At 53.8% G+C, this 20,772-nt stretch carries 16 protein-coding genes and 1 pseudogene; 11 read left to right on the forward strand and 6 right to left on the reverse strand.

Annotated elements, in window-relative coordinates:
- The first annotated feature begins 34 nt into the window (after positions 1-34).
- The 3 genes from GE107_RS14895 (at position 35) to GE107_RS14905 (ending at position 3,384) form a co-directional block, all read left to right on the forward strand.
- Complete coding sequence (locus GE107_RS14895) at positions 35-1,243, forward strand: multidrug effflux MFS transporter (protein WP_219640766.1); 1,209 nt, start codon at positions 35-37, stop codon at positions 1,241-1,243.
- Between the two features lie 211 nt (positions 1,244-1,454).
- Positions 1,455-1,979, forward strand: a complete 525-nt coding sequence (locus tag GE107_RS14900; RefSeq protein WP_219640767.1) for a sigma-70 family RNA polymerase sigma factor — start codon at positions 1,455-1,457, stop codon at positions 1,977-1,979.
- Positions 1,972-3,384, forward strand: a complete 1,413-nt coding sequence (locus GE107_RS14905) for a DUF4179 domain-containing protein (protein ID WP_219640768.1) — start codon at positions 1,972-1,974, stop codon at positions 3,382-3,384. Before GE107_RS14900 ends, GE107_RS14905 begins: the two co-directional genes overlap by 8 nt.
- 50 nt (positions 3,385-3,434) lie before the next feature.
- On the opposite strand, the gene GE107_RS14910 is transcribed toward GE107_RS14905, so the two are convergent.
- Complete coding sequence (locus tag GE107_RS14910) at positions 3,435-4,301, reverse strand: M15 family metallopeptidase (protein WP_219640769.1); 867 nt, start codon at positions 4,299-4,301, stop codon at positions 3,435-3,437.
- A 195-nt stretch (positions 4,302-4,496) separates the two neighbouring features.
- Between GE107_RS14910 and GE107_RS14915 the strand changes: the two genes are divergently transcribed.
- Positions 4,497-5,207 (forward strand): sensor domain-containing protein, encoded by a 711-nt coding sequence (locus GE107_RS14915; RefSeq protein WP_219640770.1) that lies wholly within the window; start codon positions 4,497-4,499, stop codon positions 5,205-5,207.
- Positions 5,208-5,359: 152 nt separating this feature from the next.
- Here the strand turns inward: GE107_RS14915 and GE107_RS14920 are convergent, their stop codons facing one another.
- Positions 5,360-5,668: a winged helix-turn-helix transcriptional regulator gene (locus GE107_RS14920; RefSeq protein WP_219640771.1), complete on the reverse strand. Its 309-nt coding sequence runs from the start codon at positions 5,666-5,668 to the stop codon at positions 5,360-5,362.
- A 477-nt stretch (positions 5,669-6,145) separates the two neighbouring features.
- Between GE107_RS14920 and GE107_RS14925 the strand changes: the two genes are divergently transcribed.
- Together GE107_RS14925 and GE107_RS14930 are read left to right on the forward strand one after the other, a co-directional pair.
- Positions 6,146-6,523: a hypothetical protein gene (locus tag GE107_RS14925; protein ID WP_370636430.1), complete on the forward strand. Its 378-nt coding sequence runs from the start codon at positions 6,146-6,148 to the stop codon at positions 6,521-6,523.
- A gap of 220 nt (positions 6,524-6,743) precedes the next feature.
- Positions 6,744-7,973, forward strand: a complete 1,230-nt coding sequence (locus tag GE107_RS14930) for a DUF418 domain-containing protein (protein WP_219640772.1) — start codon at positions 6,744-6,746, stop codon at positions 7,971-7,973.
- Between the two features lie 45 nt (positions 7,974-8,018).
- Here the strand turns inward: GE107_RS14930 and GE107_RS14935 are convergent, their stop codons facing one another.
- Positions 8,019-10,046 carry a LuxR C-terminal-related transcriptional regulator gene (locus GE107_RS14935; protein WP_219640773.1) on the reverse strand — a complete coding sequence of 676 codons (2,028 nt, stop codon included), beginning with the start codon at positions 10,044-10,046 and terminating at the stop codon, positions 8,019-8,021.
- Between the two features lie 140 nt (positions 10,047-10,186).
- Between GE107_RS14935 and GE107_RS14940 the strand changes: the two genes are divergently transcribed.
- Together GE107_RS14940 and GE107_RS14945 are read left to right on the forward strand one after the other, a co-directional pair.
- The gene (locus tag GE107_RS14940; protein WP_219640774.1) at positions 10,187-10,756 is read left to right on the forward strand and encodes a cupin domain-containing protein; all 570 of its coding nucleotides are present in this window, start codon (positions 10,187-10,189) and stop codon (positions 10,754-10,756) included.
- 56 nt (positions 10,757-10,812) lie between these two features.
- Positions 10,813-11,199, forward strand: coding sequence for a cytochrome-c oxidase (locus GE107_RS14945; protein ID WP_219640775.1), 387 nt, complete (start codon positions 10,813-10,815; stop codon positions 11,197-11,199).
- 345 nt (positions 11,200-11,544) lie between these two features.
- Here the strand turns inward: GE107_RS14945 and GE107_RS14950 are convergent, their stop codons facing one another.
- From GE107_RS14950 to GE107_RS26605, 3 genes and pseudogenes are all read right to left on the reverse strand, one after another.
- Positions 11,545-12,417, reverse strand: coding sequence for a DMT family transporter (locus GE107_RS14950; RefSeq protein ID WP_255570493.1), 873 nt, complete (start codon positions 12,415-12,417; stop codon positions 11,545-11,547).
- A 39-nt stretch (positions 12,418-12,456) separates the two neighbouring features.
- Positions 12,457-13,434: a cation diffusion facilitator family transporter gene (locus GE107_RS14955; RefSeq protein ID WP_370636431.1), complete on the reverse strand. Its 978-nt coding sequence runs from the start codon at positions 13,432-13,434 to the stop codon at positions 12,457-12,459.
- Positions 13,435-14,048: 614 nt separating this feature from the next.
- Positions 14,049-14,169: pseudogene (locus GE107_RS26605) on the reverse strand (histidinol-phosphatase); the annotation flags it as partial.
- Between the two features lie 406 nt (positions 14,170-14,575).
- Here GE107_RS26605 and GE107_RS14960 point away from each other — a divergent pair.
- From GE107_RS14960 to GE107_RS14970, 3 genes are read left to right on the forward strand one after another with little or no spacing between them, the layout of a single operon-like run.
- On the forward strand, positions 14,576-16,105 hold the full coding sequence (locus GE107_RS14960; RefSeq protein ID WP_219640777.1) for a sugar ABC transporter substrate-binding protein: 1,530 nt from the start codon (positions 14,576-14,578) through the stop codon (positions 16,103-16,105).
- Positions 16,106-16,133: 28 nt separating this feature from the next.
- Positions 16,134-18,563, forward strand: a complete 2,430-nt coding sequence (locus GE107_RS14965) for a bifunctional diguanylate cyclase/phosphodiesterase (protein WP_219640778.1) — start codon at positions 16,134-16,136, stop codon at positions 18,561-18,563.
- A gap of 31 nt (positions 18,564-18,594) precedes the next feature.
- The gene (locus GE107_RS14970) at positions 18,595-20,619 is read left to right on the forward strand and encodes a methyl-accepting chemotaxis protein (protein ID WP_219640779.1); all 2,025 of its coding nucleotides are present in this window, start codon (positions 18,595-18,597) and stop codon (positions 20,617-20,619) included.
- The last annotated feature ends 153 nt before the right edge of the window (positions 20,620-20,772 follow it).

The raw sequence follows: 20,772 nt of genomic DNA on the forward strand, positions 1-20,772 counted from the left end.
CTCCGTTAGAGTAACCCTATAAGAGGTGACCGAAATGACGGATCGATCCATCTCCGCGCAGAATGCGCAGGCCGCCAACATGGCCGTGATCCTGATATTAGGCTCGCTTACGGCTTTCGGCCCTCTGTCCATCGACATGTATTTGCCTGCGTTTCCCGTTATCGAAGGCGAATTGCACACGAATGCTTCGATGGTTCAATTGAGCTTGACCGCCTGTCTGATGGGCCTTGCCCTGGGGCAAATGGTGGCGGGACCGGTCAGCGACCAGAAAGGGCGCAGAGGTCCGCTTCTGATCGGCCTGACGGTGTACGTCGTGTCGTCGCTTCTGTGCGCTTTGCTCCCGTCGATCGAAGCGCTGATCGTGTGCCGTTTCATCCAAGGCGTATCCGGCGCGGCAGGGATCGTTATTTCCCGCGCAATATCGCGCGACATGTATGCCGGAGCCGCGCTTACCCGTTTCTCCGCAACGCTGATGCTCGTGAACGGAGCGGCCCCCATTCTGGCGCCGATCATCGGCGGACAACTGCTTCAGGTCATGTCGTGGAGAGGCATCTTCGTCGTGCTTGCCGCCATTGGCGCCGTGATGCTCGTCTCCGTGTGGTTCGGCTTGCGCGAAACGCTGCCGGAAAATCGCAGGTCCGGCGGAGGCTTCGGGAAAACGCTCGCGGATATCGTCACCTTGCTCCGGGACCGGAGATTCGTCGGGCTCGCGCTGTCGCAAGGCTTCGTCATGGCCTCCATGTTCGCCTATATTTCGGGATCGCCATTCGTGCTGCAAAACCTGTACGGCGCATCACCCCAAATGTTCAGCGTGTTCTTCGCGGCGAACGCGATCGGAATCGTCGCTTTCGGACAGTTCACCGGGCGGACGGCGGGCAGGATCCCCGAGCAACGCCTGTTCGTGACCGGCATCTCCATGGCGGTGCTGGGGGGGACGGCGTTGCTGATTAGCGTACTGTCGGGTGCGGGGCTCGTGTTCGTGCTCCCGTCCATTTTCATTGCGGTTGCGAGCGTCGGCATGGTGACGACGACAGGTTTCTCGCTCGCGATGCACCATTACGGACGTTCGGCGGGCAGCGCGGCGGCATTGCTGGGCGTCCTGTCGTTCGTATTCGGCGGAACGGTCGCTCCTCTGGTCGGGATCGCCGGAACGCAAACGGCCATCCCGATGGGGATCGTAATGGCGGGCTGCGTCTGGCTGTCCGCGATTTGCTACCGGGTGCTCGTGCAGGGGAGAGCCTGACGGGTCTTGCTTATCCTCCGTTCGGCGTGCGAGGAGTGTGCGAGGGTTTGTTACGATCCTCCATTCGTATCTCCGCAGCGTCTTATTTCGGTTGTACGTGTACCCGTACTATAGAAAACTTGCAGCAAGGACCGCGAAACGCGGTTTTTCTTTTTTCGCCAAAACCGTTTGGCCTTCTCCGCAGTCTAATGTTCAGAAGAGGGGGTGGAGCATGTCGGACGAACAATGGGTCCGCGCGGCGCAACGCGGGGATCCCGATGCGTTTCACCGGCTGGTGAGCGAGCACGGCATGAAGCTGTACTCGGTTGCCTACGCCTATTTGAAGAACGAGGCCGACGCCTTGGAAGCCGTTCAGGAAGCGACATGCAGGGCCTATGTGAAGCTGGGCAAGCTCAAAGAGCCGCGCTATTTCCATACCTGGTTGACGCGCATTCTGATCCATTGCTGCATCGACGAACAGAAACGCAAACGCGGCATGCTGCCGTTGTTTTCGATCCCGGACACGCTCGTCGCCGATTTGGCGTTGGACGAGAAATTGCGCTTGCAGCTCGCGATCGACAGCTTGCCTCCGAACCTGAGGCATATCATCATCCTGAAATATTACGAGGACATGACGCTGACGGAAATCGCCAAACTGCTGGAGAAGCCGGAGGGAACGGTCAAGACGTGGTTGAACAAAGCGCTGAACGAACTTCGGGCGACTTTCCGGAAGGAGGGGGAAAGCGGATATGCATAACCCGGATGAGCAAGGAACCGTACCGACTTTGGACGAGCGAATCGAGTCGGCAATCGCGGAAGGAATCCGTCGGGGTCAAGCGGAGAAATCCAGGAGAAGGGGCCGGGTCCGCAGGCGAATCGGCGGAACGGCCGCAGCCTGCGTGCTGCTGCTGGCTTGCATCTTGTCGATACGGGTTTCCCCGGTGTTCGCGGCGCTCGTTCGGGACATTCCGGGGATGGAGAAGTTCGTCGATCTCATCCGCCATACGCAGGACAGGGGGATCCAACTGGCGCTTGACAACGACTTCATGCAGCCTGTCGGGGTCTCGGACGAGCATGATGGCGTGAAGCTTACGGTGCAAGGCATCATCGTCGACGATAGTCGCATGGTACTGTTCTATGACGTGGAACTTCCCGATCGGGAGGAACGCGTCGTCTTTAACCGAGCGGAGCTCACGGATGTTGCCGGAAAATCGCTGCCTGTAACGATATCTTATCATTACCCGCAGGAAGCCGACCAAGATATCCGCGAAGAGGGCGTTCAAAGAGGGACGGCGGATTTTAACTTGGTCCAGGGAGTTACGTTTCCGGATGAAGTGGTTCTGAACGTGAAGCTAAGGCGAATCGCCTTGCCCGATCCGTCCGCTCCTCCGGAACAGCGGGCCGGATCGGTTGAGATCCCCAGTGCCGAAGCCCGTACGGCCGAGGGGACGGAATACACGATCCCGTTCAAAATCGATCGGGCCAGATTCGCCGGGCTGCGGAGCGAGTATGCGCTGAACCAAACGGTGGATGTGGAAGGACAGAAGGTAATGTTCGCCAAAGCCGTGGTGACGCCCCTTAAAGTCTCCCTATTCCTCGAATATGATTCGGCCAACCCGAAGCAAATCTTCGGTCCCGGGGACATTCGCCTGGTGGACGACGAAGGCAGGGAGTGGACGAATTTCCTCGGAAACTTGGATAAGAATCATCCGGTGTATCACTTCGAGAGCCCGTATTTCAAGGAAACGAAAGAGCTTTACGTCGAGGGAAGCTGGTTCCGAGCGCTGGACAAAGACAAGCTGGAAGTGAAGGTGGACACGGAGAAAAGGAAGGTGCTGCAAAGTCCGGACGATAAGCTGGCTCTGCATGGGGTGACGAGCGGAAGGAAATACACGAAACTGGATTTCTCGCTCAGCGGGGTGGACGAGGCGGACACGATGTTGTACAGCTTGTTCGATCAACAATTCATGGATGCGGACGGTACCCGGCACAAAGCGGCCGATCTTCGGGAAGTAACGAGCGGATCCGCAGAAGGAACGGGAGGGAGGGAGCAGCACACGCTGTACTACCTTGACCCGAAGCCCTATAAGCAGCCGCTTACGTTTACCGTGGAAAACTATCCGCAATACATTCGGCAACCCTATCGGATCAAGGTCAAATAAAAGAACGAAGGACGGACCCCCAGCGGGATCCGTCCTTCGCCTCATGGCTGCTATTTCGCCGCGGATGCTTCCAAAGCGCCGAAAAATTCCTCGAAAGTCAGCTTGCTTCGCACGACATCCGCCGCGGCTTCTTTCCCGATGTACCGGACGTGCCATGGCTCGTACTGATAGCCCGTAATCTTCTCCTTGCCCTTCGGATACCGGATGATGAATCCGTACTCGGCGGCGTGGGCGGCGAGCCAGCGGCCTTCCTCCGTTTCGCCGAAGCTCTCGACCAGGTCGTAACCGGCGCTGGCGCTGGAAATGTCCATGGCCAGCCCCGTCTGATGCTCGCTTTGCCCAGGGTGGGCGCTGAACCGGTTGGCCGCGTCTTCGCCGTGTTTTTTGGAATAATTCTCGAAGAGCGCTTTCTGCGTCGCATAGGAACGGTAGCCGGACACCGCCTTCAGCTTGATCCCGGCTTTGCCCGCTCCCTCGAACAGCTCTTCCAGGGCGGTTGCGGCTTCTTTGCGCATCTTCTTCTTCGGGGAGTCCCCGGAGAAGGAGAAAGCGACGTTCGGGACGACGAGGTCGTTCGGAATATAGGAGGAGGGCAGGTTGCGGGATTTGTTGACCAGTACGTAAATGCTCGAAGGATTCGTGACGACGGCGAGGCCGTCTCCGCTCGCGCGGATCGTGCGTTCCAGAAGGTTGTCCATCGCCCAGGAGGGCATGTCCGGCTGATTCTCGGACGCCTCGGGACTTGACGGTTGCTCCGTCGGCTTCTGCGTTTCCGGCGGTTTCTGCGTATTCGACGCCTGCTGGTCGGTCGGCTTCGTTTGCCCCCGGTCGCCTGCGGCATGGATCACCAGCCCGCCCGCGATCAACGCGGCGGCCAACGCTGCCAGCCATTTGACTCGGTTAATATTGCTTTTCATCATTTCTCCCCCAATCCCTGTACGATTATTATATCGGACAAGGGGGAGGTTTGTCGTCCATTGTCGCCGGATTTTCGGATCGATTGGCCAAAACCCCGACCCAAGTCGGGCCGAATCCCGTACCGCAGCCGATTCAACCGCGTGTCGGCGAAAGGTACAATGAGGGCAACGTCAATCGAAAGCGTGGTCGAACCGATGAAAAAGAAAAAACAGAGCGCTTGGCAAGCGTGGAAAATGCTCATGCTGGCGCTGCCGAAAGGCATCGCGGCATTCATCACGGTGGCGGCGGGATTGTCGGTGAGCCTGCCGTTGTCCGTCTTCCTGATTGGATTGCCTTTGCTTGCAGAGACGCTTGTCTTATGCGGCAGAATGATGGAAACCGAACGTGCCCTCGCCGCTCAGTGGCGCCAGGCGGGACAAACGGACGGGGAGGGGGGCCAAGGTGCCGGGGATCGCGGCTGGCGCGGCTGGCGGGCGCTGCTGGCCGTTCTCGGCCAAGGCCGCTCCTACCGGGGCATTCTATTCGGTCTTCTTCAACTGCCGATCGGCATCGCGGCTTTCGTAACCGGAATCGCGGTCCCGATCGCCGCATTCGCCTTCCTGCTGTCTCCGCTGGCTTATCAGATCAGTATGGGATGGTTTTCGTTCGAACTGTTCGCGGATCCGATCGTAATGGACCGACTTCTGCCCGCTTGGTCGGGATTCGAGCGCTCGTGGTTGGCGGCGGGGATCGGGGCTCTGTTCGTGCTGCTGCTTCCGCTTCTGTTCCGGGCGTTCGGGCGGATGTACGTCTCCTGGATCTCCGCCGTTGCAGGTCCTGCGGATATCAGCCCGGTCCCCGCGGACCGCGAGGGAGCCGCGGCTTTCTCCGCCGAGAAGCTTCCCGAGCCTCGGCTATACGCATAATACCTGGGAACTCGGGGAGTACGGCGGGGATGATCGACGCATAAAATGGATTTCCGAACAGGAAAAAAGCCGTTCCAGCGATGAACGGCTTTTCCTTTTTTGCGTCGATTCGGCAAGCCCATATCCCGCCGCTTGCCGGACTTGCGAAAGCCTTACATCCACTTCTCGCCCCATACTTGAATGGACTCGATGACATCCTTCATGTCGCGGCCTTTGTCGGTCAGTTCATATTCGATACGCACCGGCATCTCCGGATACACGGTTCGCGTCAGGATACCGAGGGACTCCAGCTCCTTCATGCGGTCGGTCAACATCTTGTCGCTCATGTCGGGGATTTGTTCCTTGATTTCCTTGAACCGTTTGGGCCCCCCCATCAGCACCCGGATGATAAGGCCGTTCCATCTCTTGCAGATCAACTCGGCGGCCGTTTCGTACTTGGGGCACATTTTGGTGAAATCCATACGGTCTCCCCCCTTTGCGTGGCGGTTCTTCTTCGTCTGACATCGACGGTGCTTTTCTTACATCTTAACATAGGGTTAACCAAATCGAAAGCAGTAACTTAATTAAATAAAAATACGATATAAAAATAAGTAACTATATATTAGAAATGATGTGATGCTAACCGCGACGGTTCAATCCCTCTTGATAAGCGGGGGAACCGAAGGCGAAGGTCGGAGGAAAACTTCTATATTTTTTGTTGTATTTTCTGGAACGTGATTCAGCTAAAATAAAAATTGCAACCGCTTGCAATATTTTCCCGACGAGGAGGTGCAGGAAAACAACATCAAAGTGCAGTCACAAGTGCCGTTTAGAATCGATGGGCTCGAAAGGCAGGATGTGCCGCACTATGAAAAACCGAGCTCAATGGGGAAGTCCTGACCGTCAAAGCAAGTCTTCTTGCCAAGCTGACCGCATCGGGACAATTCCGCGAGAATGCGGTGCTGAAGGTCCAATTCAACAAGGGCGCCGACTGGAGCTTCCATGTGCTCTATTGTGACAAGCCGGTGCTGCAAAACGCGGAAGGCACGATCGCAAGCTTTGCGATACCGACCGCCTTTAACGGCGACCGCCTGGCCACGATGGAGGCCGTGTACGCTGCAGGAGGGAACGCCGGTCCGCATAACTGGACTTCGTTCAAAGAGTTCGCCAGGGCCTTCGGCCCCTCCTACGCTGCGAATCAAATCGTTCTTACTCCGTCATTCTTCAACGAAGTGAACGATGGAGAGGTCATTCTGAAGTTCGACTTCTGGAGCGGCGAAGTCATCCAATACACGATAACGAAGAACGGTACGAGCATCACGGGTACGGCTTCGTAATCGCCGGAACGATTCGGAAAAAGGGAGTCCCGCCTAGCGCTCGTGCGCTTAGGCAGGACTCCCTTTTTATCGTATTCTCCTCAGTCCATGCTCGAGCAGCCGCGGAAAACGATACCTGGGTATAGGTGGAAATTCATCCTAGGAGTCATATCGGAGGGGAGCTAGATGGATTATTCTTGATCTCGGGCCCCATTAAAGTTGGATAAGGAGTTTTCATGGAATGAAATTACAGCCGACAACGATTTCCGAGAGGATTTCGGCACTGGATATTTTAAGGGGATTGGCCGTTTTCGGGATTTTATTCGTGCATATGCCATACTTCAGTACGACCTCCGTCTTCTTTGAACGGATCGGTGTCGTTCCTGCCGGGGAGTCAGTCCTCGATCTATGGGTGAAACACCTCGTAGCCCTTTTTTTCGCGGGCAAATTTTATCCCATACTGGCATTCCTGTTTGGCGTCGGGTTCTTCCTCTTGATGAGCCGTGCAGAGCAGAAGGGCATGCGTGTTTACCGGTTCTTTATTAAACGGATGAGCGTTTTGTTTCTGATTGGAATCGCCCATTTCCTCTTCTTCTTTGGCGGGGACGTTCTCCGTACGTACGGGTTGCTCGGTTGTTTGTTGATGCTGTTTTACCGCAGGAATGAAAGGACGGTGCTCAGATGGGCCGTTTCCATTCTGATTGCTTTTTTGCTGATGTTTTCGCTTGGGTTTCTTCAGCCCGCATCCGACATGCAAGAAAGCTACGGCAAGAATTACGTCGCAGCGGAGCGGGACGCGGCTGAAGCCACCAAAGCTTATCAGAGCAGGGATTATGGGGAATGGTGGGCCTTCCATCTGAAAGAAGAAGCGCTTCCGGCGCTCAAACAGGAACAGATTGCCTATCCCAGCACGTTCGGCATGATGCTGCTCGGATTTTACTGCGGACGCATCCGACTTTTTCAACGGATGGCCGAGTTTCTCCCTGTGCTTCGTAAGATTAGGAATACAAGCGGGGCAATCAGCTTATTGGTCGTGGTCCTGCTTGCGTTGGTCCAGCTCAAGGCAGTCGGCTTCGGCGTTTACGAAGTGCTGGCCGCTCAATATTTGACTTATGGCTTCGGCATTTTTCTAAGCTTTTATTATCTGTCGTCAATCCTTCTTGCTTTGCAGAAACCGTTTGTTCAGAAGCTCTTGAAACCCTTCCAGTTTGCAGGAAGGATGACCTTGACGAACTATCTTCTGCAGTCCGTCATATCCATTGCGGTTTTTGCAGGCTTCGGTTTGTATGCAAAGATGAATCTGCTCGCGGCGGTTGGTTATTGCCTGGTTGTCGTTGCCGCGGAGATCGCGTTCAGCAAATGGTGGATGTCCCGGTTCCCGTTCGGTCCGGTGGAATGGGTATGGCGTCGGCTGACTTACGGGAAACTGGCGCAACAGGCCAAAGCTTCGCCAAACGGAGTCCATTCATGACTGATAAGCAGGATGATACGCGCTTATGCGATATCATCTTGTCTTTCATTCCGCATCACTCATCAGCTTGCGAATCAAATTGCTGCGGTTGTTGACTCCTAGCTTCGCGTAAATCGAGTTGAAGTGCTTCTTCACGGTCACTTCGCTGATATATAGCGCGGCCCCTATGTCCGCGTTCGGCAAGCCCTTAAGCGCCAGACCCACGACCTCCCGCTCGCGCGAAGTCAGGGGTTCGAGCAGAGATTTCCGCAGCTGCGGGTCCGGCACCGATCGCAGCCGTTCCTCGCGTTTCCAGTCCATGCCTGCTTGCTGCAAGAGCCGCGATAGAAATTCCCGCAGCTTCTCTTCCCGCGTATCGAGCACAAATGTCGGAGTCGGCGTTTTGCCGTCATAATGGTTATGTACGACTCCGGGCACTTCTTCGAAGCCGAAGCTAAGATGGGACTCGCGCATCATCACGGTGGGCGGCGGTGACGCAACGAAGATGCCGCCGGCGCACATGTAGGTATACATAATCCGGATCATGGCCGCCCGATGAGCCGGGTTCTCCACGTCTTCCATGAAGATGGATCGGATGAACCATCCCGTTTGCTTATCGCTCGGAACGTCGAATTGCTGCCGTTCGGCGGGAGATAAACTCCGGAAATAGGGTCCAGAGTAAGGATCGCGCTCCAAGCAAGGCATCGTGCCCCAATGTAAAGGTACAATCGCGGACAAACCCCGCAGCTCCCCGTCGCTCGAGCGAAGCAGCTTCACGATATTGCCGTCAAGCGCATGCAGCGCGCCTACATCTAAATCTTTTATCGCTAAAGCGAACTCGTTTTCCCGATAGACCAAGCTAAACTTCTCTCCTGTGTGGGGATCGACGAAATGGATGTTCCGAGGCTTTGTGTCAAGTTGGCATTTCTCCAGATAGGCCACGGCTTCGGGCAGCGTCTCGTTCGTTAAGGGCTCCATCGTGATCGGTTCAATCGACGAATTCACGCTGAGGATCGTGCGGTGCAACGTTCCTCCGACATAGTGAAACAGTTCCTCCACTTCCCAGGCGACATTGCGTTTTCCCGAATGTTCGAAAATGAGGTCCGCGTAATAATGAGCGCATCGCTCCGTCCACCGTTTCATTTGCTCCGGCATTCGGTCCGCGATTTGCCGCTGCGCAATGTCCGCGAGCAGGTCGTGGAGCGCCCAGCCGCGATTGGTTTTCCGGCAGAAGGACAATCCGATCAGGCGATCGAACGCTTCCGGCCTTACCGGTTCTTCCAGGACGTAAGTTAACATCTCCAAATTGAAGCAGCGCATCGTCGAGGCAAGCTCCACCAGTCCGCGCAGCTCCGGATCCGGCACTTCCTTCATCCACCTCAGGAAAACTTCACCAAACCAGTCGATCGGATCACCGGCGAAGGAATCGTCCGCATACGTATGCTCTGCAATGGAAAGCGATAACGTCAGCGGGTGCCCGCGGCTGCGCCTCCAGAGAAGATCCGCCTGATCCGGGTCCGCTACCCCGCATCTTTCGATGAGTTGCAACGATTCCTCCTTGCCCAGTCCATCCAGCGCAACCCATTGAATTCGGCTCCGCAGTACCGGATTCGCCAACCATCCCCCCTTAAGCGGGTACCTGCCCGCGAACAAGAGAAGGTGAATCGGCGCTTTCAGAAAACGATCCCGAAGCCACGCCTCCATGTCACCCATCTCTTCGAACGTATCGATGGCGACAATGACTTGACGATCGGTGGAAATCTGCCGGAGGCGATCGAACAATCGTTCCCAAGGAGGCCGCCTGTCGCCCGTCTCATCCGATTCGCCGGCGGCTAACCGTCCCAGGAGCGTATTACAGAAGCCGTCCTCGGAATGGTCGAAATCGCGGCTGTCGAGGGACAGGAAGCAAGCGCCGGATCTTTCCGCCAGTTCGCGGTACAGCTCCAGGAGCGTGCTCTTGCCGACGCCGCCCGTGCCGTAAATATTCCAAATCGGTTTACAAGGGTTGCCATTCAGGAAATTCTCGAACAGGGCACGCTCGCGCTCGCGCCCGACGATATAGTTTTCCTCATGCTCGAAGCTGAGGTTTTTCATCCTAATCACCGCCGGATAACCTGAATTCACCAAAAAATACAACTCAAGTATACCCGCATTTTCAACCCGAGGATAGTACGGTTCGGCAAGAGGGCGTGATATCGTAATTCGTGACCGAATCGAATAAAAGGAGATACGGCATGAGTTTAGCAGCTGAACTCGCTGTAAACCGGACGATTGAAAATCCCCAAGTGGGAGACCGCGTGACGTTCCTTACCACGCGAGCCGAATCCGGCGGCGCTTATGAATGGGTGGAGGTGGAGTTGAAAGCCGGCGGAGGCAACAGCCTTCACTATCACACCGCTTTTGTCGAAGAATTCGAGTCCATGGAAGGGGAATTGTATGTCGACTGCGACGGTAAGACATTCGTCTTGAAACCGGGTGAGCGGGCAACAGCCCCGATTCGGACGCTTCACCGATTTTATAATCCGGGACAGACGGGCATTCGGTTTCGAGTCAAAATCGTCCCGGCCCGCCATTTCGAACCGACGTTAAGAATCGCCTACGGACTCGCCTGCGACGGTAAAACCAACAAAAACGGCATACCGAAAAACGTTTTGGCTTTGGCCGTCATCTTCCAGCTCGGCGAAAGCTATCTGGCCGGCATGCCGATTTGGTTGCAGAAAGGGATTTTCGGCCTCCTGTACCGCATCGCGAAGTGGGCCGGAACCGAGAAGCGGCTGCTCGAAACGTATTGTCACGGAACATGAGCGAAATATCCGTATCGCCCCATTATCGAATTCGAATGAGGAGGCACTTAAGCAAAATGGCAATTCGAATGATGCAATTTTCGGCGTTTTATTTCGTGATTGGGGTTTTGATGGGAATGGGAATGTCGATGGCGGAGAACTACGAGCTGACCCCCGTCCACGTGCATCTCAACCTGCTCGGTTGGGTGTCCATGGCGCTGGGCGGAATCTTGTACCACCTGTTCCCGCAGGCGGCCGAATCCCGGCTCGGCAAATGGCACTTCTGGTTGCACGTGATCGGCATCCCTCTCATGATGGTCGGTCTTGCCGTCGTCATCTTGATGGGAGACGCCGCCGAGGCATTCGGCATCGTCATTCCGGTCGGCGGTACGTTGATCGTGAACGGCTTGGGCTACCTGCTGATTTTTGGCGGAACACAACGCTCGTTGGAGATCAGATCTTAGCGGAATGAAGCATTCGAAATGCTTCACTAAGACTTTAAACGGAAGGGAGGTATTCCGATGAAAAAAGTTGCGTTTTGCCTGTTGATGATTGCTGCTATGCTTATTATCGGAGTTTATGGCTCCGCCAACTATGCCGTTGCCAAAGTCAATGAATATGAAGGACAGCATCGATGACATGATAAACGAGAGAAAGCGTCCGTTCGTAATAACCCGGACAAATGGGTATCCGTCGGAGGCAACCTCAATCCGGCGAAAGGACAAATTCGGGCGGATTTCCAGGAACGGGGCAAGTACGCAGTTCTCTACGCTGACCTTTAATTCCCGCATCCATTCTTAATCCGCCTTCTAGCTGCGAACGAGCACCAAGCCGACGGCCAGCAGCAGCAACGCGAAGCCTTGAAGCGCGGTGACGCGTTCACGAAACAGCAGCATCGAGCCGATGACGATAACCAGGCTGTTCGTGGCGAATATCGGCGCGATCAGGTGGGAGGGGCCTTCCGCGAGCGCCCAAGCGTACAGCTGTAAACCGCCGTACGAGCAAAGACCTGCTGCAAGCCCCCACCGAAAGCCGACGGAACGCGAATCTCGCGAGAGCAGCGAGTTATGCCGGCTTTTTCGTTTTCCAGGGACTCCCGTTACCGCAAACCAAATCCACGAGAGCAGGTAACCGGACCACAGAACGGACGTATTGTCGAGTCCAGCCGCTTCCGTCACCTTGAGCCCGCCGTTTCGGAACGCGAACAGAAGCATGGCGGCGGCGACGAGTCCGAACCATTTCCGGTCCGGAACGTTCAGACTTTCGCCGCCTTTAACCGACAACAGAGCGACTGCGCCGATGAGCAAGGCGACGCCAACGAGCGCCGCCGGATGGATCGGCTCGCCGAATACGAGCGCCCCCATCGCGACGACAAGCACGATGTTCGCGTTCGTCAGCGGGGACGTGAGACTCGCGGGACCGTAGTCCAGCGCCCGCATGAACAGCAGGTTCCCCCAAGCCGATCCCAGCCCGATGACCATACCGCCGATCCATACCCGGGGATTCAGCGGATCCCACGTTCCGGCAAGCTGAGCTTGCAGAAAAAAACCGCAAGTTCCGGCGGCATACAAACCGACCAGCATGGAAGAAAGCGCGCCGCCCCGCATTTGGCTGACCTTCATGAACAGGCCGGCCAAACCGAATACGAACGCGCTTCCCAAAGCAATCGAATACCACAGCAACAGGTGTCCAGCTCCTCATGCGCAAGCTTGCTCTTCTCGTTATGACAAAGGTTGACGGATCGGTTCCCTCGTTCGGTGATGCTGAAACCTTTTGCCGTAATCCCCGTGCGGATGAATGTCGGCATGCTCCATCTGAAGCGTGGAGTGGGTGATGCCGTATTTCTCCTTCAGCATTTCGTTCGCCGCGAGGATGATGCAGAACGGCTGGATGTCTTCGCGGATGAACAGATGCGCGGTCAGGGAGTAATGGTCGGTGGATACGGCCCACAGGTGCATCTCGTGCACGTCAACCACGCCCTCCACCTTCCGGATCTCGGCGCGGATTTCCTCGAGGTCGAATTTGTCCGGCACCGCCTCCATCAGAATGCCCGTGGATTCCTTCAGGATTTTCGCGCCGCCCGTGAAAATAATGCCGCCGATGATCATGGAGATAAGCGGATCGAAGAACAGCAAGCCGGTGAAATAGATGATGACGGCCGCGACGATCACTCCCGCCGAGCTCAGCAAGTCGCCGATAAAATGCCACAAAGCGCTTTGCACGTTCAGGTTTTCTTCTTCCTTGTGGCTGCGGCTCAGGATAACCGTCAGCACGAGGTTAACCACGAAGCCGATGGAGGCGATCGTCAGCATCAGCCCGAACTCCACTTCCACCGGGTGAATGAACCGCTTCACGCCTTCGATGAAGATCCCGAGCGCAATGACGCACAGCGCGAGCCCGTTCAGGAAAGAGGCGATGATTTCGAAGCGCAGATACCCGAACGTAAACTTGGCGTTCGGTTTGCGCCGGGCCAGGTAAATCGCCGCCATGCTCAGGCCGAGCGCGACGACGTCCGAGATCATGTGCGCGGAATCCGACAAGAGGGCCAGAGAATTCGATAGGATGCCTCCGACGATTTCGACGACGGTGAAGAAGAGGGTCAGGAGCAGGACGACCCACAGCGTTTTGCCGGATTTCGTTTGTTCCTTGACATGCTCCAGATGATGATAATCATAAGCGGCTTCGGTTTGTCGCACCACCGGTTCGCCCCCTTTCGATGATGGAGAATGATGGTATTCCATCTTATCATATTCCGTATCGAAGGAAGCCGAAAGGTGTCGCCCGCTTTGTTACACAAATGAAATATTGCTGTTACGTGCCTGTCGCAGAGTCCGGCTACAATAAGAACCAAGACCCCCTTTTTTCATATGCTTAGAACCTGCCGCCGACGGCAGGTTCCTTTTTTTTTGTCTTCGAGAAATGACGATCACGTGCGTTGGAATATCGAAACCGGTATCGCTTATCAAGCTTCAGTACCTTCCGGAAATTATGGCGGAACGAATATAGGCGTTCAGTCGCGCCGGCGTTCGTCACCTTGGCGGATTTCGGGATCTCCCTGCCAAGTCCGGCTAACTTTGTTGAATGGAACGGCACCATCGGTTCGACTGCTTGGAGCGGAGTCAGCCAATTTACGATCCGCATTCTACGTGTGGGAGTTCCAATCTTTACCACCGTTCATGGGGTGGCAGGCGGCATAGAACGAGTGAACACCGACTCGGAGTTGGCGATAGATTTCAGTGTACCGGTCGGCTTTCTAATTTATACGCTGCAGCGCAAGTCGTACCGGTAATCCGTTTTTTTAACAGTTGGCTTATTCCGATCCGAACGTCACGTCTGCGCCGTAATGGAGTGCCCGCTCGCATTTCATCGGACGGATACCAGCCGCCTATGTCTTTGGTTTTGCCGCTCGAGTTGATTTCCAGCGCGATGCCGTTGTCCACGACGGCTTGGAACACGGCGTCGATCTCGGCTTCACGTGACGATCGCTTCGTATTGCCTGACCGTCTTCGAACAAGGTGCTCCTCTCTTTGGGTGATGTTGTTCCGACAAACACCATTTTGCCAAAGATTTGAGCACTTTTTCATATTTTTCACAGAGTAGCAGTTTCGAAATTCAGGTTTATCGACGGTTTAACCCGATTCCCTTTACGGATCGGGTTTTGTTCATCTGTGACAGGAAAAGCCGGGGTTAGAAATGTGAGTACAGTTTTAAAAAAACAAACTAAAAATAAACAACATGGTTAGAAGCGAACACATTTTTATTATCTAAGATTGAAGAGGTGACTTTTTCGAAGCATGGAGATCGAAAGAACTAATAGACAAACTTAGAAGGGGTTATTTGATGAGGCGGAATCGCGCAAATCGAAACTCAACATCCATTATTTTCGATTTTTGCGTTCGATCAAAAGCAGGTTGGTTCGGGCCTGCGTTCCGACCAGCGAGTTTAATAGAAGGAGATCGATCATATGCGGAGCTTGAGAATCGGAATGGAGGCCAATCGATGAATAGAAGATCAGCATTGACAGTTTTCTTCCTGATTACGTTATGCGCATTGTCGGTATTATCGGGCTGTGAGCGGTTCGGCACGTCTGGACAAGCGGAACGGCAGACCGCCGAACCCGATCGTGAAGTCACTATAAAGATGTGGATTATGGACAATTCGCCGAAACCGTATGAGGATTTGATGCACGTCATGAAACCGTTTCTGGCGAAAAACAACCATATTCGACTTGATGTAAAAGTGATTGACTGGTCCATCGCCTGGACGGAAATCATCAAGGCGATATCCTCGGGTGACGGGCCGGATATCGTGCAGCTTGGCACAACATGGACTCCAGCGGTCGCATTGATGGGCGGGATTCTGGATTTGTCGGATCGGGTTCACGAACTCGGAGGGGCGGATGCGTATTGGGCTTCCAGTTGGATGACGACTAAGAACCTGACGGGAAATACCGAAAGTGTTTATGCAGTTCCCTGGTTTGTGGATGTGAGAGCGGTATATTACCGGACGGACGCGTTCAAAAAAGCAAATATAGACCCGGACCGGGCATTTGACAATTGGGAGACGTTCCTTGAAGCGCTCAGGAAGGTAAACGGGGTTCAAATCGACGGGAAAACGTTAAGCGCGCTTGCCATCCCAGGCCGAAAAGATTGGAATGTGGCTCACAACCTCTTTCCATGGATTTGGGCGGCGGGGGGAGACGTATTGTCAGACGATTACAAAACCGCGGCGTTCAACAGCGAAGCCGCCTTGGACGGCATTATGTTCTATACCAGTCTGTATCGCAGCGGTTTCGTTATTCCGGAATCGTTGGAGAGAAACAGTAGTGTTATCGAAAACGATTTTATCGAGGGAAATACGGCCGTTATTATAACGGGGCCGTGGCTTGTGCCAAGAATCGAGAATCCGCCTGAAACCGATGCGGACAAAGTGTCGCTAGCGGGCCGTTATTCAGTGGCCCCCATGCCTGCCGGCCCGAAGGGAAAAGCAACTTTCGTGGGAGGAAGCAACTTGGCCATATTCCGAAACAGCAGCCACAAGGAAGAATCCTGGGAGATCATTAAATATTTATCCGGCGAAGAGGCTCAACGCCGTTTCGCTCAATTGTCAGGGTTCATGCCTGCGAGAAAGAGCGTGACCCAAATGCCTCCATTCTCGAACGATGCCGTCATGAAGGCGTTTGTGGAATCGCTGCCTTTTGGCAGGACGTACCCGTCCATTCCTCAATGGGGAGCGATTGAAACGACAATCGTTGATTATTTCGGGACGATCTGGGATCTGGTAGGCAGCAACGTCGCGTTCGATCGGGGGACAATTCGCACGATATTGGACCAAGCGGCCAGCGAAGTGGATCATCTGCTGCAAAACTAGCAATAGGAGGCCGTCAGGAGGTGTTTCTATGTCATCCGGTGGCATAACCCGGTTTGCTTCTTTTCGACTTACGTTATCACTCGTTATCAGCGTATCGATCATTGTGACCGTCCTTACAGTCGTTTCCTATTTGGACTCCTTTCGTTTGTTGGAAGAGGAATCCGTTTCTTCCGCCGAGAACTCCATCAGCCAGACCGGAGTGTTTATCGATCACATCCTGGAGGGTTATACCAGTATCGCCGACAGCATGGCTCACGATCAGGAATTGCTCAACAAGCTCGTTCTGATCAACCAAGATAGCGATCCGGAATCTCGTATATACGCGACGCTTCAGATCGAACAAATCCTCGAATCGTACAATATCGCCAATCGGAGCGTCGGCACGTTCACCATTATTTCCGGTGATCAGACCCGGGTGATCAGCTCCGTCAAATTGGAATTGCGCAACCCGCATATTCGAAGAATCGAACCTGCGACGATTCGCCAACTGGACTGGTTTACCCAAATTCTCGATTCGAAACGCAATCCGATCGTGCTTGACACCCGGCCTCAGGCTTTCGTCAGCATGAATGTCGGCATTCCGCATTTCGCTGTGGCACAGATGGTTCGCAACCCGTTTCGATCCCAGGAATTGCTTGGCATCATCCTGCTCGAGATCCCGGCCCAGCGCCTTGAAGCGGCGACGCAACATATTCGGCTCGGCGATAACAGCGGCTTTGTTGTCGTCAGCGAGAAAGGGACGATCGTGTATTCACCTGACAAATCGATGATTGGTGAACCCTACGCCGGATGGATGCCAACTTGGATAGGCAAGGGTCCGGAAGTCGGAAAAGGGACTGTTTTCGCCAGGAAAGACGACGGCAACAATCAGTATTACGCTTATTATAAATCGCCGATGTCGGGATGGAATCTGATCGCTCATTTCCCGAAAGACGAACTGCTGAAGCCGGTTCAGGGCATGCTGGTCCAATCCGTTCTGATTGCGGTCATGTTTATCCTGATTGCGGCATTCGGCGTCTGGTATCTTGTCGAAAGGGGAATCGGCAAGCCGCTTCGTCGCTTGCGTGATGTAATGAAGCAGGGCGAGACGGGCAATCTGTCCGTCCGGACCATGGACAATGCGGACAATGAAATCGGCGACCTGGGCAGAGCGTTCAACAGCATGATGGATACCATTGCGCTGGCCTATTACGACCCGCTGACGAATTTGCCCAATCGCAGGTTGCTGGTGCAAACGATTAGGACCGTCCTGGAAGACAAGCAGCCCGGACGCCTTGTCGCAGTATTGTTTATCGATCTGGACCGGTTCAAGATCATCAACGACACCTTGGGCCATCAGGCGGGGGATCTTCTCATTCAGGCGGCTGGCCGGCGCATTCAGGCCAGTATGGGCGAGCGTGACATGGTTGCCCGCATTTCGGGGGACGAATTTGTCGTGCTGATGCCGGAGGCGATAAGCCGGGAGCAGGTGGAAGAAGCGGCGGTTCGGTTGATCGAAAGCCTGGAGATGCCGATGGATCTGTACGGCCAGGAAGTGTACATTACGGCAAGTGTCGGCATGGCGTTCGGCCCGGCCGACGCGGAGGATGCCGAGACGTTGATCAAGTGTTCCGATATCGCCATGTATGAAGCGAAGTCGAAAGGCAGAAACCGTTTCATGCTTTACCACTCGAATATGACGATCCGCAAGAACGAACGGCTGAGGATGGAGAACGACTTGCACAGAGCGTTGCAACACCGCGAATTTGAGTTGTACTATCAACCGAGGATCAATGCCAGGACCGGGCTCTTATACAATGTTGAGGCGCTGCTCAGGTGGAATCGCCCCTCAGGTCTCGTCATGCCGGATACGTTCATCTCTGTCGCTGAAGAAACCGGACTTATCGTTCCCATCGGCAAATGGGTGCTTGAGGAGGCATGCAGACAATACCGGGAATGGCTTCATTCGGGGATCGCGCCGCAAGCGATTTCCGTCAACGTATCGGTTAAACAGGTTGAGCCGGGGTTGGTTACGTTTATCGAACAGATACTGCTCCGGTACGGGATGCAACCAAGCTGTCTCGAACTCGAAATCACGGAAGGCCTGTTGATGGATAACGAAGATTCCACCCGGGAAACGTTACGGCGATTGAAAGCGATGGGAATCCGGCTGTCCGTCGACGACTTCGGTGTCGGGTATTCCAGTCTGGCGTACTTGAAGAAAATTGACGTTTCCACGCTCAAGATCGACAAATCGTTTATCCGAGACATTCCGTCCAACAGGGAGAACCAGACGATCGTAACGGCCATCATCCGAATGGCGCACAATCTGGGCATGAACGTTGTGGCGGAAGGAGTGGAGACGGAAGAGGAATTTCGATTTCTCGCCGGGCTCAATACCGATGAAGTGCAAGGATATTGGTTCTCTCGTCCATTGCCAAGAAGCGAATTCGTGCAATATGTTGCTGCTAATCAGTGAGAACTGATCGACAAATTAGGAGGATTATTCAATGAGACTTCAGTTCAGCATACATAAGATGATTATACGCCCGGTATTATCTAAATTTCGTCTGGTTAAAAACAGGTTGATCCTGGCTTTTGCCGTTATTTTACTCATTCCGAGCCTGTCTATTGGCTGGGCATCTTATCACGTCGCCAAGAACAAAATTGATGAACAAATGAAGAAAACTGCTTCGGCAAACGTTGCGTTGTTGAACCAAATGATTACCCAAGTGATAGAAGCGCAAATGAAGGATGTCGATTCTTTGGCGCGACAAATCTCTGCTGCGGATGTCCCTCCAAAGCAGGGAGACGAAAATCCGAAATTGAAAGAAATTCTCGACAGACACAAGCAGCTTCATCTCGAGTTGGAGAATGTTGCTGTTGGGGCGGATACGGGGAGAATTCAAGTTTCGCCATTCGCAAAATTGCCTGCCGATTATGATGCGAGAAAACGACCGTGGTACATAAAAGCGATGGAGAACAAAGGCAAAGTAGTTGTCACGGATACATTCCTATCTAAAGCTACGAATAATACGGTCGTTTCGATAGCGAAAGTTACGAGCGACGGTCATGGCGTTGTATTTGCCACTCTAAGCCTGAAGTCTCTGAGTGAAATCGTAAGTAAAGTTAAAATCGGTAATCAAGGATATGTAATTTTATATGACTCGGAGAGGAAATATTTGGTTCATCCATCAGCGAAAATTGGCGAAGTTGCAAAAGGCGAAGCGGTTGACAAAAGATTTGCTTCCAGTTCCGGATCATTGGATTACATCAATCAGTTTGACGGAAAGCCAAAGAAAGATGTGTTTACAACGAACCCGTTAACCGGCTGGAAGCTGTCGGCAACATGGTATGCCGAAGAAATAACGAATGAAACTGCTCCTATATTCTGGAGGACTGTGATTGTAATTGTAATTGCTGTAGTTGCTGGAGCCATCATTGTTTACTATATCGTTCGAGCCATTACATCACCGTTGCGTGTTTTGAACGAAACGTCCAGAAGAATCAGCGCGGGCGACTTAAGATGTCGTGCAAACATTGAATCTAAAGACGAATTCGGCGAGCTCGGAGCAAGCTTTAACCAGATGGTGGATTCACTTAAATCGGTTTTGGTTGAGGTCAGCGAATCGTCCAGTCAATTAGCGGCTTCATCTGAACAGTTATCGGCAAGCGCAGAACAAACCTCCAAAGCTACCGAACATATTGCAAGTACAGCTCAAGAGATGTCGGATGGAGCCGCTCAACAGGTTCACACAGTGGAGTTAAGCTCTCAAACGATTCAGGAAGTCTCCACCAAAATTCAGCAAATTGCGGCAAATGCCAGGGCCGTTGCAGAAACCACGACAAAGGCAGCGGAAAAATCGTCTATGGGCGGAAAAGCTATTCAAACCGCGACGGGACAAATGAATTCCATCAGCGTTTCTGTCGATGGACTGGCACAGGTGATTAACCATCTGGCAAGCACTTCTCTGGAGATCGGACAAATCACGGGAGCTATCACCGAGATCGCAAATCAAACCAATCTGCTTTCGCTGAATGCGGCAATCGAAGCGGCGCGTGCGGGAGAACATGGACGTGGATTCGCCGTTGTAGCCAATGAAGTGAAAAACCTTGCGGAGCAGTCCTCCAAATCGGCAGAACAAATCGCAGGATTGATCCAAACCATCCGTAGTAGGGTCGAAAATGCCCAAACTTCCATGCAATCCGCAACCAACGAAGTGAGTGTTGGCAGGGAAGTGGTGCAAGCTGCTGGTCAACTATTTGCTGAGATTGAACACTTTGTCGTCGACGTAAATACGCAAGTTAGGGAAGTATCTGCGGCTTCGCAGCAAATCTCGGAGGGAACCGGGAAAATCGTGCAAGCCATCGAAGGAATCTCAGGTGTTGCGCAATCAACGGCAGCCAGGACGCAAAATGTATCTGCTGCCGCCGAAGAGCAGTTGGCATCCATGGAAGAGATTTCATCCTCTTCGGCTGCCCTTACCCACATGGCAGGAGAATTGCGAGCCTTAGTAGAGAAATTCAAACTGTAAAATGGACAAAAAGAGAACCCGCGATCGCGGCTCCAAGTTCATTTTCAGTCAGAAAATTTGAAAGTGGGGTTCTTCTTATTCCAATTCTAAGATGGTTCAATCGGAGTATCGTCAGAAAGCTTGTCCTCCTCCTACTGGTTACGATTACGGCGG

It is taken from the genome of Cohnella sp. CFH 77786 (genome assembly GCF_019400745.1).
Taxonomy (GTDB): domain Bacteria; phylum Bacillota; class Bacilli; order Paenibacillales; family Paenibacillaceae; genus Cohnella.